Raw genomic sequence first — 16,453 nt, 5'->3', positions numbered from 1 at the left:
AGAAATCGGGTTCCCAAACGGAGTTTGGGAACCAGGACTACCAGGGGGATCACGTGTGCTTTGCCGGAATTGGTGGGCGGATCACTCGTCCTGCATCGTAAGGTGCGTCGCGACTCACCCTACGCTGGCGTGATTAGTTTGCTGCGACGCCTTGTAGTCGTTCGGCGACTTGGGCGCAGATGTCTTGCAACAGCCGCAGCGATGTGGTTGCTTCGGCCTCGCTGATGGTCAGTGGCGGGCTGATGCGGATGACTTTGCCGGCTAGTGGGCCTAATAGGTGGATGCCGTCGCCACCGTCTCCTACATAGGCGGCTTCGACGATGGCGTTGGCGACTTGCTCGGCGGTTAAGTCTCCGACGGCGGCGCATTCGATGCCGAATACCATCCCTTCGCCGCGGACTTTGGCGATCACGGGGGTCTCTTTGAGCTTGGCGAGTTCGGCGAACATGATTTTGGAGATTCCACCGGCATGTTCCAAGACGCCGGCGTTTTCAAATTCATCCAGCGTCGCCAATACAGCTGCACAGGATAGTGGGTTGGCGCTCCAGGTGTCCGAGGCTTCGCCGTAGTGCAAGCTGTCCATCACATCCCGGCGGCCGACGACAGCGGCGACCGGTACGCCGTTGCCCAGCCCTTTGCCGAGGGCAACCAAGTCCGGCTCGATGCCGTAGGCTTCGAAGGCGTACATGCACTTGGTGCGGCCGAAGTTGGCTTGGACTTCGTCGAAGATCAACAGAATGTCGTGTGCGCGGCAGAATTCTTCCAACAGATGGTGATAGGCCGCGGGGGGATGGTAGCTGCCGCCGCCTCCCAAGTAAGGCTCGGTGACCAAGCAATTTAGCCGTGTGCCGTACTCATTCCAGAGCGCTTCCAGCTCATCGCGGTAGGTGTCGAGTTCGATGTCGTCGCCGTATTTGCTGACGTCGTCGATTTCGTGCATGGGAAAGCTGATGAACTTCACGCGGGGATCGCGGTCGGCGTCGGATTCGCAACCGGTGACCGCTCCGGCCAGACCTTTTTTGCCGTGGAAGCCGTAGCGGGTGGCGATGATGAGATCGCGGTTTTCATCGCGGTGCAGGCAGGCCCAGAGTGCTTTTTGAATTGCTTCGGAACCCGAGGCGGCCCACATGACGGCATTGATCCGCTCTCCGCCGGGGCAATTGTGCGCATTGGCCACGAGTCGCTGGGCAGCGGCCGCTTCGACGGGAGTCAATGCATTATAGGCGGTCAGCGGCAGCGCTTCGAAGAAGGTATCGGGTTGGTCGGCGTTGGCTGTGGGAGCAGTGAGGTGTTCCGGCGACCAGCCGAGATGCCGGGCGAAACTTTGTTGCCAACGCAGCGGGTTGTGTCCCAGGTTGGAGACGAGCACACCGGAGGAGTAGTCGTACAGCCGTCGGCCTTCGGGGGTCCAGTGAAAACAACCGGCCGATTTGGCGAGCACGGCTTGGCTGGGGGTGAATGTCTTGAGCGCGGCTGGTTGATAGGCATCGACCGTGGCGCGGTTTTCGTTGGAGTGTTCTTCACCGGGGAACTGGATGGACGTCGTCATAGTGTCAACAATTCGGCTTGTGTGGAATGTGGCGGGGCACGGTGGGGGGAAAGAAAAGAGTCCGCCCCCCGGCAGCGCCGGAGGTGGAATCAAATCATGTCAGAACGCGGCGGATGCCGGTACTATTTTTCGGTTTTGAGTTTTTTGAGAGCGTCTTGAGCGGCTTTGCGGACGTTTTCGTCGTCGCTTTTGGCCGCTTTACGAAGGGCCCGCATGACCAACGGATCGGTTCTCCCGGTTTCTGCCAGGGCATTGATCACCTGCACGCGGACCTGCGCGTTCGCGTGATCGAGACCGGTCCGCAGAATGGGAGCAGCCTCACGACCGATATCGGAATCGTCCGGCTCGATTTGCACCAAGGCCCAGGCGCTGACCAACCGCAGAAAGCGGTCAGATTCCCGGAGGTTTCTTCGCAATTCCGGAATGGCCTGTTTGGCGTCGGGGCCGATTTTACCCAGAGCGAATGCAGCGGTATAGCGATTGGCGGTGTTATCATCGTTTAGCAGACCGACAATCGTGGGAACAGCCTGACCGGCTGCTGGGCCGAGTTCGGCTAACGTGACCAACAGTTGATCGCGGACCATTTCGTCTTCTTCGATGGCCAATTGTTCGGACAGTTTGGGAACCGCTGAATTCGCTTTCGCGCCGATACGTCCCAAGGCAGCAGCCACTTCCCGTCGGACCCTGGGCATTTCGCTGGAAAGAGCTTTGGTCAAGCGGGGGACGGCGAGTTGAATGTACTTGTCGTTGTTCGGATCCAATGTGATCAGTGCGTGAGCGCTAGCCAGGCGGAGGCGGTCGTTGTCTTTGACGATGGCGGTCCGTTCCAAAATGGGAATCGCTTGTTTTGCACCGATTTTTCCCAAAGCAAATGCGGCGGCCGGCCGCGCGGCGGCGTCGGGATCGTCCAGCAGGGCAATGAGTTTGTCCGAGGCCGGGCTGGCATCGGGACCGATGAGTGCCAAGGCAACGATCACGTCTCGTTTGACGATTTCGTTTTTCTCATCCATTGCTTGAATCAAGTTGTCAACAGCCGGTTTCGCGCCGGGTCCCATTTCACCGAGAATCATAGCGGCCAACTGCCGTGAGTTTTCATCGGCTAATAATTTAGCGACGGCCGGTGCTGCCGGTGCGCCGATCTGGGAGAGGGCATTGGCTGCGTGAATAGCGACGGCTGGTTCCTCGGTTTGCACGGCGACAACCAATGCGTCGGCGCTGTCAGCGGCATCGGGTCCCAGCATTCCCAAAGCATCGGCGACACTGATTTGAACACTCAACTCGTCGTCGGACAAAGCCTTGATGAGTGCCGGCACTGCTGAACTGGAATCGGGGGCCAGTTTTCCCAAAGCGGTCGCGGCATGCGCGCGGACCATGGGTGATTCATTGGTGAGTGCCGTCGTCAAGCTTTCTACAGCCACGGGCGAAGCGACACCGATTTCGCCGATGGCGCGAATGGCGTGCCAACAGGCTCGTTCATCTTCAGCCGCAGCCAGTTTTGCTAAAGCGGGCACGCCGCTTTGGGCATCTGGTCCGATGTTGGCCAGCGCATCACTCGCCCGCCAGCAGACGGCGGGGTCTCCCGCTTCCACAGCTTTGACCAGTTCGGCAACAGCGACTGGTCCCATGGTTGATAACAGTCGCACCGCTTGGCGGGATAGGTGTTCGTCCCCCGAACCCAATGCGGCGATGGCATCGGGAAGAATCGCTTGCAGCGGTTCTGTGTCTTCGGGATTGATCCGCCACAGTGCGATGGAGGCGACAATTTTCAAGCGTTTGTTGGGGCTATCCAGGAATTTTTGGATCCCCGGTATCGCTTTTGTCGCCGCCGGTCCGATGGCCGCCAAGGCGTGCAGGGTTTCGTGATTGAGGGCGGGATCTTCCTTGTTGAGGAGACTAATGAGCGTGGGAACAGCGGCCCGCGCTTCGGGGCCGATGCGTTGGATGGCAATCAGGGCTTCTTCGACCACCGTGCGGTCCTTATCCCGCAGCACAGCCGCTAGGGGCAAAACGACTTCCGGCGGAACGTTGGGCCTTTGGCCGAGTTCGATGGCCGCAGCCGCACGCACGGAGGGCTCTGGTGATTTCAGATCGCGTAACAAGTCGGCAATACTGGCTTCTTCCGCGTGCGAGACGCTGCAGGCTGCCAATTGGATCGCCACGACGCCAAACATCAAAAATCGTCTCATTATTCGCTCCGCTTGCCAAATCCGAAGTAAGGTGATTGCCTTGGCCGCCAAAGTTCCATAATATGTATACGTAAACGGTGTGTGTTTATTCTACTCAGCGACGCGCCAATTTACAGTATTGTTTTCACGTATTTCAGTGTTGTGAAAAATTAAGTTGACGGCGATCTACTGATTTTCACAATCAGGGATGCGTCGGAGGAAACCTGTTTTTTCCATTCGCCGGGGACTTCGCCAGCGGATTTCGAAAACAGAATTCGGACCGTATCGCTCTGGGAGAGGCCCAATGAAAAGTACCTCATTCGTTTTGCTGCTCGCGACCAGTGTTGCGAGCGTTGCCATGCTCTGGAGTGAAAACTCCGCGGAAGCCCAATATCGAGTGCGGGTCGGTAGAGGTGCGCGGTGGTATCGGCCCTACGGTTACGGTTATGGCGGTTACGGATATGGAGGCTGGGGTTGGAATTCCGGCGCCAGTACTGTTGCCGGCGGCTATGGTGAGGGAATGTCGCAAGTGATTCGCGCCCAAGGCCAAGCGAACAAAGACAACGCGCAAGCACAATTGACGCGCGAAGAGGCCCGCACCAAGAATATCGAAAACAATAAAAAGGCGGCCGATACCTATTGGGCAATGAAGGACCGGTATCGTCAGCAAAAGGAAGAGGAATATCAACGCGATGCGGAACGGCGCGCGAAGAACCGTTCGAACCTCGAAAGCTCCAATTCCGGTCCCCGGTATCAGGGGCTCGGTCCTGACGATTTTGATTCAGTCACCGGTAAGATTCTCTGGCCAGAAGTTTTGCAGACGCCCGATTTTGAAGCAGACCGCGCCAAACTTGACGACCTCTTTGAACATCTCACGTTGACAGGTGGCGCCGTGGGATCGCAGACGAGCGATGAGATTAAGTCGACGACGGCTTCCATGCGAGAAACGCTCAAGCAACAAGTTTCCAGCATGCCGAGCGCCGACTACATCGCCGCTCGAAAATTCATCGACGGACTCGCCTATGAGGGACGGAGCTAGGCTGGCGTTTTCGAGAAGACCTGACCGCGCTAGCAAGGCGGTCAGTAGGTGATTGCGGTCAGAAAGGCTGAGACGAGTTGGCGGTCGCTATCGGAAATCTTTCCGCGAAACCGCAATTTGAGCCGTCCGCTTTGTGTGTGCCGCCCGGTGACCGTCAAGGTTCCTGGGTAATCCAGTACCGTGCGGAAGTAGTACTCCACTGACCGCTCGTGCCCTTTGAGAGTTTCGCCGGAACAGCGAATGACGACTGGTGTGATCCAGATGCGGAATTCGGGCAACAATCGTAGCAATGAGAGAATGATTGTGGCTGCGAATATAATCGCGAGGTCGTGTTCCATCGCCTTATCCCGCCGGGAAGCGGATGTCTCCCTATCGGATGGTTTTCCGCGTCGTCTCGGATCGCCAAGTTGTTTCAGCCATGGGCGTTATCGTATAATCAATAAATGTGAAGAATCAATTCGATTTTCACAGGGTTTACCCCCGGTGACCTTCCCTCGCGTGAATTGTGAGGCATAACTCGCCTAAAGAGCGCAGTTTGGAATGAGCAGCTGGTCAGTCGAGTGCAAACAGAAACGGGGTCGACGATTACGGTCCCACACGAAACCGGTTCAACGATTTGATATCGGACATTATGAATTTTGCGAATGTCGGCATCTACTGTTTCCTCGCCAGTTATCTGGTGGCGTTTGTGCTAGAAGCCACACGACTATGGGGCCGCAGTAAAGCGAACCGGTTGTTCGTGTTGCTTTTTGCTGCTGCCGGTTTGTGCGCGCATACGATCTATCTTCTCGTGAGGAGCCGGGCGACTAACCTGCCGCCGTTGGTTGGATCGCAACAAGATTGGATGCTGGTGCTGGCCTGGTTGATGGTGCTTTTCTACTTGGTCTTCACGTTTTTGGATGAGACATCGGCATGGGGCGTCTTTATCCTGCCGGTGGTGTTATTGGTTGTGGCTGCAACGTATCTGGTCGGGGATGCTCCCAAACCGTTATTGGCGTCGCAACAAAACCTGAAGATGGTGCATGCCGGATTACTTGTTATAGGAATCGGCGGGGTGACCATCGGTTTTGTGATTGGCATGATGTATCTGGTGCAGCATCGACGTCTCAAACGCAAACATGGTCAGACGACCGGGTTGAGCATGCCCAGTTTAGCGCGGCTAGCGCGATGGAATCGTCTGTGCGTCATGCTGAGCTTTCCGCTGCTGACCGCTGGCATGCTGACAGGTGTCGGATTGGGGCTGTATTCCAAAAGGACGCCTGAACCGGTGCAGTTTCTCGATCCGGTGATTATCGGCTACGGCGTGGTTTGGTTGGTGATGGCCGTGCTGTTTGGCTGGTTGCTGCGTGCCAAACCAGCGGCGGGAAAACAGGTCGCATGGATGACGATCTGGGGCTGCGGATTTTTGCTACTCACGATCGTGGGCTTGCAGGTCTTGAATATGGACAGTTGGCATAGCTAGCTGCAACAAATGATGCGATTAAACTCACGCGAACCCAAGGCGTGTTCGGCGCGGCCGACACTTACGATGAAATTCTGGAGCCGGCGTTGAACCTGCAAGTTGTCTACTGTAGCCACCAAGGGTCGGATCTGACGTTGCGCGAGAAGCTCGCCATCTCGGAGGAGGAGAAGGTCCGCGCTTACGACCATCTGCGTTCCCAATTTCCGGATTCGGAATTCGTCGTGCTGTCGACTTGCAACCGCGTCGAGCTCTATACCGCCCAAGAGTCCAAAGAGAATATTCCCACCCACCAACAACTGGCCGGTTTCTTTGCCGATTTTCATGCCATTCCAGTCGACGAGTTCTTCGACAATCTGCTGGAACGGACCGGGGCCGATGCGGTGCGGCATTTGTTCTCCGTCGCTTCGGGTGTCGACAGCATGGTGGTGGGGGAGCCACAAATCGTCAGCCAAGTTCGCGAAGCCTACGCCACCGCACGTGTCAATCAGGCATCAGGGCCAATGGCCAACGCGATGTTCGAGCGGGCCTTAAAGGTCGGCAAACGCATCCGCACCGAAACCGGTTTGGCAGAAGGACGGATCTCGATTGCCAGCGTGGCTGTGGGGGATTTCGGCAAAAGCATCTTCGACCGTTTCGACGACAAACAGGTGTTGGTGATCGGGGCGGGGGAAATGGCGATCGAAACCTTGCGGTATCTCAAGGAGGAAGGGGTTCGCGAACTGGTGGTGGTGAATCGCAGCGTCGATCGCGCAAGGGAGTTGGCCGATGAGTGGGGTGGCACGTACGTGGAGTATGACCAACTCGACCGGTTGATGGCGACGGCGGATATTATCGTTAGCACTACCGGCGCGGATCGTCCCATCGTAACCCGCGAGCGGTTTGCCGCTGTTCGCCAGCAGAGCGAATACAAACAGGTCTTCATTCTCGACCTGGGCGCGCCACGCGATTTTGAATCGTCCGTGGGCGACATCGATGACAACGTGTTTTTATATTGTATCGATGATCTGGAAGAGACCTGCGAACGCAATCGCAAAGTCCGCCAAAAAGAGATTGCCGCAGCACAGAAAATCATCGATGAAGAGACCGACGAGTTCATGCATGCGGTCTACCACCGTGCGACTGGACCGATCATCCGCAACCTGCGCGAAAAATGGCGGGATGTGACCGACGAAGAACTCGCCTGGCTATTCGGCCGGTTGGGCGACATGGACGACCGCGAACGCAAAATCGTGGAGCAATGGGTCAACCGGCTGGTGAATAAACTCCTGCACCCGCCGCTGGAAGCACTCAAAGAAGAAGCCCGCGAAGGCACCCCGCACGGTCTGATGGACGCGCTCCGCCGGTTGTTTCATCTGCGCGATTGATGGTTTAACTAGCCACTGACTACGGGTCATTGAAGACCAACTTTTCAGTCAGTGGTGTGACTTGGGCGCTGGCTTGATTGATTGTTAAGACACCGATCAGTTTTCCGTCGCTGACGGCCAAGACACTGGCTCCGTGCCAGTCAGGATCGATGGGGAGCGAGGGATCGATTTTCCAATTTCCTTCCTCTGCCTCCAGCCGCGCTGCAGGGAGGGGAATGCGGTCTTCCTGAGTCGCCCCGACGATCAGGCATTCTTCGATGGCCGTAGGGGCGCGAAGGCGGTCGATTGGCCAGGCGGTGGGGAATGATTTGTCGACAGCGATTTCCGCCAGTGCACCGTGGCTGCGGGTTGTGTCAGCGGTGATCGTTAACTTTTGGCCGGCGACCTCTAGTATGGCTTGTTTCTCGACGGCATCGGCAGTGGGGGTGAGAAGATCCGTCGGTCCGATGAGTCGATTGTCGGCCAATGGTAGCACCCAGCCAAGCTTTTCTTGGTCACGTTTGATTCCCAAAGTCCGCTCCTGCCATAGTAACGTTGCCCGCAATGGTTGAGGCAGGGACATGCCTTCGGGGAGCAAGGCGGAGCCGACCGGGATGCTGGGTTGCCATGTCAGCCATTCGTCCTTTGCCTCGGCATGGTAGAAAAACCGATGCCCGGTGGTGACGCGCTGGCCCGGGGAATCGGGCGTGGCCATCGCCACCGCGCCGAGGGCGACGCTGGAGAGCGAATCGGCTTTGAAGTCGACACCGGTGACGCCGAAATGGAAATCGATGCCGGTTTGATTCCAGAAGACGGTTTTTTCATGCACCAGTTCGCGATAGGCGGGTTGGATATAGGCGCGGGCTTCGACGGTGGTTGCATCGCTGGAGAGGCCGGCAGTCATTACGTGTCCGATGCGGATGCCGCGGTACATCACCGGCACCCCGCGTTGCAGGCCGCCGCGATGTGGGGTGTAAAGGACGATTTCCAATCCACCCGGTTCCCGTTCGCTGGAAGGAGGGGCGGAATCCAAGCCGTGGAAGACTGTCAACGGTTCCGTTTCTTCCGGTCCAGGGAGCACAGCGATATACCGGCCGCTGACGACCGTCTCCAAGCCGCGGATGCCGGTCAGGTCGATGTCGGGGCGGGCGACCCAAAATTGGCTGCCGACGCGCGCCAAACGGCTGGCGTTGGCCAAGAGTCGCACCGCCACATCCACACCGTTTTGATCCTCGTTGAGTTCAACAGCGGTCACCTCGCCGACCTCGATGCCGCGGTACTTGATCGGATCACCGACGGAGAGTCCGTATCCCTGTCGAAAGCGAATCGTGATGTCGACGACTTCGGTGTCCAGCATCATTAGCGGCGACTCGGCGCCAGTGAATTCGACTTGTTTTTCTGCATCGGGTGGACCGGGCAGGACGCCGATATATTTGGCTCCGACAACCGTTTCCAAGCCACTCACGCGTCCCAAGCTGATGCGGGGCCGGACGATCCAGAAACGGCTTCCAGCGCGGGCTAGGCCGATGGCGCGGGGCTCCATCGCAACGCGGACGGTAATACCGGACAGCTCCTTGTCTAATTCAACGGAAGTCACTTCGCCGATGGCAATGCCGCGATGTCGCAACAGGTCCCCCGGTTTAATGCCGTGTCCTTGTTGAAAATGAATCGCAATCTCCGGTCCCCGCGCGCGAACGGTGGCGACAATCAAATAGATGGCCAAGATCAGGCAAGCAGCGGTTAGCCACCACAGATGTCCGGCAGCGGCGCGGCGCCACCAGGAATGGGCGGCGTCGCGAATTTCTGCTTGAGGAAATTTTTCCGGAGCAGAGGACGGATTGGTGTCTGCGGGCTGTTCACTCATCGCTGACCTCCCAGATTTCATGTGGATCGAAGGATAAGGAGGCCAGCATGCTCATGGCAACGCAAGCGACGAACGCAAACACGGCGGGACCGAAATGAAATTCGACGAGGCTGCCCAATTTGACCAACATCACTAGAAATGCCAACAACAACACGTCCATCATGCTCCACTTACCAGCCGTCTCCATAATGCGGTAGGTGACCGCCTTGTGTTTGCGCTGCAGTGATTCCAGCAAGCTCAATTCGAGCAGCATGACAATTTTGGTCAGTGGAAAGATCACAGAGAACAACAACACGATTCCACCGACGAAGAAATTGCCGTGCGCGAACAATTCGATGATGCCGCCGATCAGGCTCGATTCGTGATGATGGCCGAGTTTTTCGATTTCCAAAATTGGTAGAAAGATCGCCGGCCAAAACAGCACGAACGCGCCCAAGGCAGCAGCTGCGGTACGCTGCGCTGAGCGTCGCTCGTTTCCCGCACGGCAGATGGTGGCGCGACAGCGCGTGCAGGCGGCGACTTGCCCGGCAACCAAATCCGGCAAGCTATGAATCAGTCCGCAACAATGACACGCCCGGTAGGAGTTCATGGTTTCGTGCTGTCGTGAAGTGAATGAGAAATGAGATAACTTTTTGCGACTGTACCACGTTGGACCGCCGCCGCCAAATAGCCAACGGACGGCGGTGTGGGGCGGTTCAAAATATCTCAAAACGGGCAGCGATCAACTCAAAACTCGCCTCGACAGAAAAGGGGCATTTCCGTATTCTTCCGCCTCTCGAAAGTAACGGGATTTCCCTTTCCCATTTCGCGGCAATTCATGCAAGGATGCATACGTGATTTCCGCCTTTGATACGAAACGACGCGTCGTGGTGACTGGCGTGGGAGTTGTCAGTCCGCTTGGTAATTCGGTGGACGAATTCTGGCAAGCGCTCGTCGATGGCCGTAGCGGCATTGTCGCTGAAGAACCCTCGCCGCAGGTCCCCATGTGTGCCGGGGTCGCCCGAGATTTCACAGGGGCGATCGATGATTTTGGTCCGCTGGAAAAGGGCCTCAAAAAGACCATCCGCAAAGCGCTCAAACTGATGAACCGCGAAACCCAGATGGGAGTCGCAGCCGCGCAACAGGCGCTCAATAACAGCGAGTTGCTGGGCGTGGGTTATGAGCCGGAGCGTGTTGGGGTTTGTTTTGGTGCGGGCAACGTCTCGATGATGCCGCAGGACTTCGAAGCGGGCGTCCGTGCGTGCAGCGATGCGGCGGGCTTTGATTTTCAGCGGTGGGGGCGCGAAGGGCTTGATCAGATTGCGCCGTTGTGGTTACTGAAATGTTTGCCGAACATGCCTGCTTGTTACATGGCGATCTACAACGATCTGCGCGGTCCGAACAATTCAATCACGCAGCGCGAAGCAGCGGCAAACCTGTCGGTAGCTGAGGCGTGTTATGCGATTCAAGAAGGCGCTGCCGATGCGATGGTCAGCGGCGCCACCGGCACGACGATTCTGCCGTTCAATCGATTGCATGCGGAACTCGAAGGGCAAGTCGCACTCGACACACAACATCCCGATGCCGTCTGCCGGCCGTTTGATCGCGCTCGGCAGGGAGCGGTCATTGCCGAAGGGGCGGCGGCGTTGGTGTTGGAGGAATATCATACTGCTCTGGATCGCGGCGCCACGATATTTGGCGAGATCCTGGGTGTCGGTTCGTCCTGTGTGGTCAGTCCGGGCCGGGTGGCGCAGCGGGATAAGGCTTTGGCCAACGCAATTGGTGCTGCACTGCGAAAAGCGCATCTATCGCCGGACAACATCGGCCATGTGCACGCACACGGGTTGAGCACACATCGCTCGGATATTGAAGAAGCCACGGCGATTCGCACGGTGTTCGGCGATCGGACATCGAAGTTACCGGTCGTGGCTGCCAAGAGCAACACGGGCAATGCCGGTGCCGGTAGCGGCGCTTTGGAGTTGGTGGCCAGTTTGTTGGCGCTCAAAAAAGGGCGACTGTTTCCGGTGTTGAATTATGAAGAACCCGACCCGCAATGTCCGGTCGCGCCGGTCCGTTCGACCGATTGTGAGGCGGGGGAAAGTTTTGTGAATCTAAGCATCGTCGCCCAGGGTCAAGCGAGTTGTTTGGCGGTGGGGGCTTGTGATTGAAGTTTTTTTAGTGGGTGGGGAAGTCAGTTGTTGTGCGGCCCTCACCCCGGCCCTCTCCCAGAGGGAGAGGGGGTCAGAATCGAAGCGGCCCTTTCCTGGTGGGAAAGGGAGAAATGGATTGCGGGTCCAGGAATGGAAGCATGGGCATGAAACGACGCGTTGTGATCACCGGTGTTGGTTGCGTGACCCCTCTGGGGGCGACCACGGAGGAATTGTGGCAGGGATTAACGGCCGGCCGATCGGGGATTGGGCCGTTGACGTTGTTCGATGCTGATAATTTTCCCGTGCGGATTGCGGCCGAAGTTCGTGATTGGGATTTGTGGGATGTCGGCGAAAACCCACGGCAATGGGAACATTGTCCGCGACAGACGACATTCGCTATTGGTGCCGGTCTCAAAGCAGGACGGTCTGCGTCGCTGGAGACATCCCGGATTGATCCGGTGCGCATGGGGGTCTATTTAGGTTGCGGCGAGGCCTTTGCGGATTTTGACCGGTTCACACAGTCGATCAGTGGAGCCACGGTTGGCGGAGATACAACCAGCGAATTCAATAGCACGGCGCTGCGGATTTTTGATCCCCATGCAGAATGTGAATATGAACCGAACTTGCCGGCGAGTCATCTGGCATCGTTGTTCGACGCGCAAGGCCCCAATTTCAATTGCATCGCCGCTTGCGTCTCCAGTACGCAAGCCATCGGTGAAGCGGCCCGGTTGATTCGTCGGGACGATGCAGATGTGATGTTGGCCGGTGGGTCGCACAGCACGATACATCCGTTTGGCGTAACCGGTTTTCAACGGCTCTCTGCGTTGAGTACCCGGAACGACGATCCGGCAACAGCCGTCCGTCCCTTTGATCGGGAGCGGGATGGTTTCGTGATCGGCGAAGGGTCAGCCGTCTTCGTCCTGGAAGAATTGGAACACGCGCGGCGGCGCGGAGCAGAGATTTGGGGAGAGGTCGACGGTTATGGGTCCTCGCAAGACGCTTACCGTGTGACCGATACCCATCCCGATGGTCGCGGCATTGCGACAGCGATTGGACGGGCGTTGTACGAAGCGGAACTGAATGTCGAGGACATCAATTACATCAACGCGCACGGGACCGGCACGGTTCTGAACGACAAGATCGAAACATTAGCGGTCAAACGGGCCTTTGGCCGTCAGGCGCATTCGGTGCCGATTTCCAGCACAAAAAGCATGCTAGGACACGCGACCACCGCGTGCGGCGCGATCGAGGCAGCGGTCTGTTTGTTGGCAATCAAACATGGTGTCGCCCCCCCGACGATCAACTATTCGACACCTGATCCGGAATGCGATTTGGATTATATCCCCAACATCGCTCGTGAAATCGATTGCCGACACGTGTTGAGCAACAGCATCGGATTTGGCGGCCAAAACGCGGCCCTGGTGCTCTCACGCTTCGACGAAGCCTCATCCACCGCCACCGTCCGCTGGGCTGCTTAACGATCAAGCTGCTGTTGAACGGGTGCCACTGCTGGCTTGCCCGCCAGTGCGATTTACCAATAAGCATTTCGGTGTAATCCACGTCAAACTTAGTTTGCACTGGCGGACGAGTCGCCAGTGTCACCCAGAATTCGGATGATAAAAAGCGACAACGCCATGCCCATCGAATTTCTCAGCACTGCGGAATCGCCTTCCTGGATTACACGACTGGCGGAACATCGCGGTACGAATGCAGCAGGAACGCGCGCGATCAACACTGCCGCAGTCATCGGGGCGGGAGTGATGGGGCGCGGCATTGCCATGGCCAATGCGCAGCACGGAATCGCAGTGACACTCTCGGATACCTCGGAGGATGCGCTCGCCCATGGTGTTGCTGATCTTCAAACGCAAGTGAACCCGGATTTGATTCGCGGCAGCCAAGCAGCGGAAGAGTTGGCGGCGGCGGATTTGGTGATTGAAGCGGTTATCGAACGGCTGCCGGTCAAACGTCGTGTCTTTAAAAAACTCGAGCCGCTGGCTCATGAGCAGACGATCTTTGCCTCCAATACCTCCAGTATTCCCGTGACCGAGATAGCGGCGAAATTAGCACGACCACAGAATTTCGTGGGACTGCACTTTTGTCATCCGGTGGCGGAGCGGATGTTGTTGGAAATTGTGCGTGGCGAACAGACGAGCGATGAAACCATTGCCGTCGCGATCAACTATGCTCGCGCGATTGGTAAACGTCCGGTGGTGGTGGGTGACAGTCCGGGTTTTGTCGTGAATCGGCTGCTGACGCCGTACTTGAATGAAGCGTTGGAGTTGTTATTAGAAGGGGCGGAGGTCGGTGCGATTGAATCCGTCGCGTCCGGGTTCGGCATGCCGGTCGGACCGCTCACAGCGATTGATGCGATTGGCATCGACGTTGCCTTGCGAGCCGGGACCACGATTTACGACGCATTTCCTGAACGGGTTGTGACATCGGAACTGTTGTTGATGCTGTTTCAGTCCGGACAGTTTGGCCAAAAGACAGGCAGTGGCTTTTTTCAATACGACGGGAATGTGGGCGGTGGGACCCTTTCACATTCTGCAGAACAGTTGATTCATGAACGGCGCCGCGAACGACGCGCGTTCTCCCGCGACGAATTGACTGCGCGGCTGATTCTGCCGATGCTGACCGAGGCGGAGTTGGTTTTGGAAGCAGGGCTGGTTGCCAGTCCGCACGATATCGACGAGGCATTGATTCACGGCATTGGATTTCCCGAAGCGACCGGCGGATTATTGCGTTGGGCCGATGGTGTGGGCATGGCGACGATTCTGGAAATGCTGCGTCCGCTGCGGCGGTTAGGGCCGCGGTATGTGGCGGGACGGCAGATCGAAGCGTTGGCGGCGGCGGGGCGTGGGTTTTATCAATAGCGGCGGCTGGTCGTTGATTCCGACGAGGTCTGCCCGCTATCTTGGGTGCGCTACTCACATCGTCTTTGAATCCCGATAGGCCCTATGCCCATGCCCAATTTGACCAGTGCTGATTTACCCAACGCCGATTTGATCGGGCAAGCCGGTTCGCGCGAATTGCTGGAGACTCCGATCTTGCTGTTGGATCTGGATGTCTTTGAACGCAATCTGCAAAAACTCGCGGATTTCGCTGCCGGGCGGTCCCATGCATTGCGGCCTCATACAAAGACGCACAAGTCGGTCGAAATTGCGCGGCGGCAAATTGCTGCCGGAGCCGTTGGCGTTTGTTGTACGACGTTGGGCGAGGCCGAAGTCATGGTTGGTGCGGGGATCGGAAATGTACTGATCACATCGCCGCTCGTCGCGCCGAGGAAAATTCAACGGCTGTTGGCGATCAACGCGCAGGCGGACGACTTGCTGGTGGTGGCCGATCAACCGCAAAACGTACGGGATCTCGCTGCGGCAGCACAATCTGCTGGGCAGGTCTTAAAAGTGTTGGTCGCAATCGACTTGGGCATTCACCGTATGGGGGTTGCCAGTCCCGCATCGGCGATTGAGTTGGCGCGATTGATTCGCGAGACCGACGGCGTGGAGTATCACGGCGTGCATGCTTATGCGGGGCAACTACAGCACATTATCGAATACGACGAGCGGCGGGCGGCGGCGCTGGCGACGAATGCTGAGTTGCGTGTCGTGTGCGACGCACTGGATGCCGCTGACCTCACACCGCGGATTGTGACAGGCAGCGGCACGGGGACGTTTGAGTTCGATGCGTCGTTGGATGTGTTCAACGAACTGCAATGCGGGTCGTATTTGTTCATGGACTCCGACTACAACGCGGTCGCGGCTTCGCCGGAGGAACGTTTACAATTCGAGACTAGCCTGTTTGTGCTGGCGACCATCGTCAGCGCCAATCACCCTGGATTGGCCACGGTCGACGCGGGTTACAAATGCTTCTTCCCCCGTGGTCCGAAACCGGCGATCGCCGCCGGCGCGCCGCTGGATACGGAATACGAATTTCGCGGTGACGAACATGGCCACCTGCTGTATGCCGATGCAGCGTACCGGGCGACCGTGGGGGACCAAGTGTTGTGTGTCACGTCGCATTGTGATCCGACAGTGAATCTCTTTGACCATTATCATTGTGTGCGGGGCGACACGCTGGTTGAGATTTGGCCGGTGGATGCGCGTGGACGTTGTGTGTGATGTTTGCTTGCAATTGCGATCGAAATGTTGAGCGGTGGCAGGCGGGAGCCTGCCCTACGGCTTCTTCTCAATACCATGCGGGTTTGGCGAAGAGGTCTTCGACGCGACTGCGGAATTGGCTGAGGACCGTTCCGCCGTGTAGCACTTCGTCGCTGCTGAGTTTGATGGGGGAAATGCCGGGTTGAAAAAGGTGGATTTCTTGGCTATCGGTATCGACCAACCAGACGTGGCCGATGCCCCAGTTCAGATAGTTTTCAATCCGCGCAGCCATATTGCGTCGACGATCGTTTGTGGAGGCGATTTCCACGACCAATGCAGGAAGGGTCTCGGTGACGAGATTCTCCAATTCAGCGAAGCGCTCGCCTGATTGAAAGTAACTGATTGCCGGGCAGTAGACGGTATCGGGAGCACGGGCCACGATCAGGCCCAATTCGAAACAGGCATAGCCGTCTTGGACTTGTTGGGCATGTGTGGCGAGTGCCTTGGTGAAATTGAGCACCACGTTGCCATGCAGTTCATCGGGAGGGGACAACGTGACGACTTCGCCGGCGTGCAACTCCGTCCAGCGTCCTCCTTCGGGAAAATCGAACTTGCGATCGGCAAATTGCTCGGCGGATAATAGGGCTGAGGGAGACATAACGGTTTGCTTTCATTTTCGACGGATCGGCCACTTTTCTGCGAATCATACGAAATCAATCGCTGAAAATGCAGCAACAACTGCGAATTCAGCGTGGATTCGTGGCCTGCTGGCTCTGCTTGTGAGCGAGGCTGTTGTGATGCTTGG

The 16,453-nt window shown here is 57.4% G+C and carries 13 protein-coding genes; 7 read left to right on the top strand and 6 right to left on the bottom strand.

The genetic code is table 11. The features are described 5' to 3' along the window. Positions 1-133: 133 nt before the first annotated feature. Both Mal52_RS25250 and Mal52_RS25245 read right to left on the bottom strand, forming a co-directional pair. Positions 134-1,549 (bottom strand): aspartate aminotransferase family protein, encoded by a 1,416-nt coding sequence (locus Mal52_RS25250; protein ID WP_145379329.1) that lies wholly within the window; start codon positions 1,547-1,549, stop codon positions 134-136. Between the two features lie 122 nt (positions 1,550-1,671). Further along, positions 1,672-3,735, bottom strand: a complete 2,064-nt coding sequence (locus tag Mal52_RS25245) for a HEAT repeat domain-containing protein (RefSeq protein WP_145379327.1) — start codon at positions 3,733-3,735, stop codon at positions 1,672-1,674. Between the two features lie 283 nt (positions 3,736-4,018). On the opposite strand from Mal52_RS25245, the gene Mal52_RS25240 reads away from it, so the two are divergent. Next, positions 4,019-4,753, top strand: coding sequence for a hypothetical protein (locus Mal52_RS25240; RefSeq protein ID WP_145379325.1), 735 nt, complete (start codon positions 4,019-4,021; stop codon positions 4,751-4,753). A 41-nt stretch (positions 4,754-4,794) separates the two neighbouring features. Here the strand turns inward: Mal52_RS25240 and Mal52_RS25235 are convergent, their stop codons facing one another. After that, positions 4,795-5,091: a hypothetical protein gene (locus Mal52_RS25235; RefSeq protein WP_145379323.1), complete on the bottom strand. Its 297-nt coding sequence runs from the start codon at positions 5,089-5,091 to the stop codon at positions 4,795-4,797. A gap of 293 nt (positions 5,092-5,384) precedes the next feature. Between Mal52_RS25235 and ccsA the strand changes: the two genes are divergently transcribed. Together ccsA and hemA are read left to right on the top strand one after the other, a co-directional pair. After that, the gene (gene ccsA / locus Mal52_RS25230) at positions 5,385-6,215 is read left to right on the top strand and encodes a cytochrome c biogenesis protein CcsA (protein ID WP_145379321.1); all 831 of its coding nucleotides are present in this window, start codon (positions 5,385-5,387) and stop codon (positions 6,213-6,215) included. A gap of 41 nt (positions 6,216-6,256) precedes the next feature. Then, positions 6,257-7,579: a glutamyl-tRNA reductase gene (hemA, locus tag Mal52_RS25225; protein WP_231962440.1), complete on the top strand. Its 1,323-nt coding sequence runs from the start codon at positions 6,257-6,259 to the stop codon at positions 7,577-7,579. Between the two features lie 19 nt (positions 7,580-7,598). Here hemA and Mal52_RS25220 read toward each other — a convergent pair whose 3' ends face one another. Beyond that, complete coding sequence (locus Mal52_RS25220) at positions 7,599-9,422, bottom strand: MlaD family protein (protein ID WP_197534458.1); 1,824 nt, start codon at positions 9,420-9,422, stop codon at positions 7,599-7,601. After that, entirely contained in the window at positions 9,415-10,011 is a 597-nt protein-coding gene (locus tag Mal52_RS25215) for a paraquat-inducible protein A (RefSeq protein ID WP_145379317.1), read from the bottom strand. The genes Mal52_RS25220 and Mal52_RS25215 overlap by 8 nt, the downstream gene beginning before the upstream one ends. A 244-nt stretch (positions 10,012-10,255) precedes the next feature. On the opposite strand from Mal52_RS25215, the gene Mal52_RS25210 reads away from it, so the two are divergent. From Mal52_RS25210 to Mal52_RS25195, 4 genes are all read left to right on the top strand, one after another. After that, complete coding sequence (locus Mal52_RS25210) at positions 10,256-11,569, top strand: beta-ketoacyl-[acyl-carrier-protein] synthase family protein (protein ID WP_145379315.1); 1,314 nt, start codon at positions 10,256-10,258, stop codon at positions 11,567-11,569. A 146-nt stretch (positions 11,570-11,715) separates the two neighbouring features. Next, entirely contained in the window at positions 11,716-13,029 is a 1,314-nt protein-coding gene (locus Mal52_RS25205) for a beta-ketoacyl-[acyl-carrier-protein] synthase family protein (RefSeq protein WP_145379313.1), read from the top strand. A 156-nt stretch (positions 13,030-13,185) separates the two neighbouring features. Beyond that, positions 13,186-14,424, top strand: coding sequence for a 3-hydroxyacyl-CoA dehydrogenase NAD-binding domain-containing protein (locus Mal52_RS25200; protein WP_197534457.1), 1,239 nt, complete (start codon positions 13,186-13,188; stop codon positions 14,422-14,424). A 90-nt stretch (positions 14,425-14,514) separates the two neighbouring features. Beyond that, the gene (locus tag Mal52_RS25195) at positions 14,515-15,669 is read left to right on the top strand and encodes a DSD1 family PLP-dependent enzyme (RefSeq protein ID WP_145379309.1); all 1,155 of its coding nucleotides are present in this window, start codon (positions 14,515-14,517) and stop codon (positions 15,667-15,669) included. A gap of 67 nt (positions 15,670-15,736) precedes the next feature. Here Mal52_RS25195 and Mal52_RS25190 read toward each other — a convergent pair whose 3' ends face one another. After that, entirely contained in the window at positions 15,737-16,306 is a 570-nt protein-coding gene (locus tag Mal52_RS25190; protein WP_145379307.1) for a Uma2 family endonuclease, read from the bottom strand. Positions 16,307-16,453 lie beyond the last annotated feature (147 nt).

The sequence above is a fragment of the Symmachiella dynata genome (genome assembly GCF_007747995.1).
Classification (GTDB): Bacteria; Planctomycetota; Planctomycetia; order Planctomycetales; family Planctomycetaceae; genus Symmachiella; species Symmachiella dynata.
This window is presented reverse-complemented; position numbering and strand designations above follow the sequence as displayed.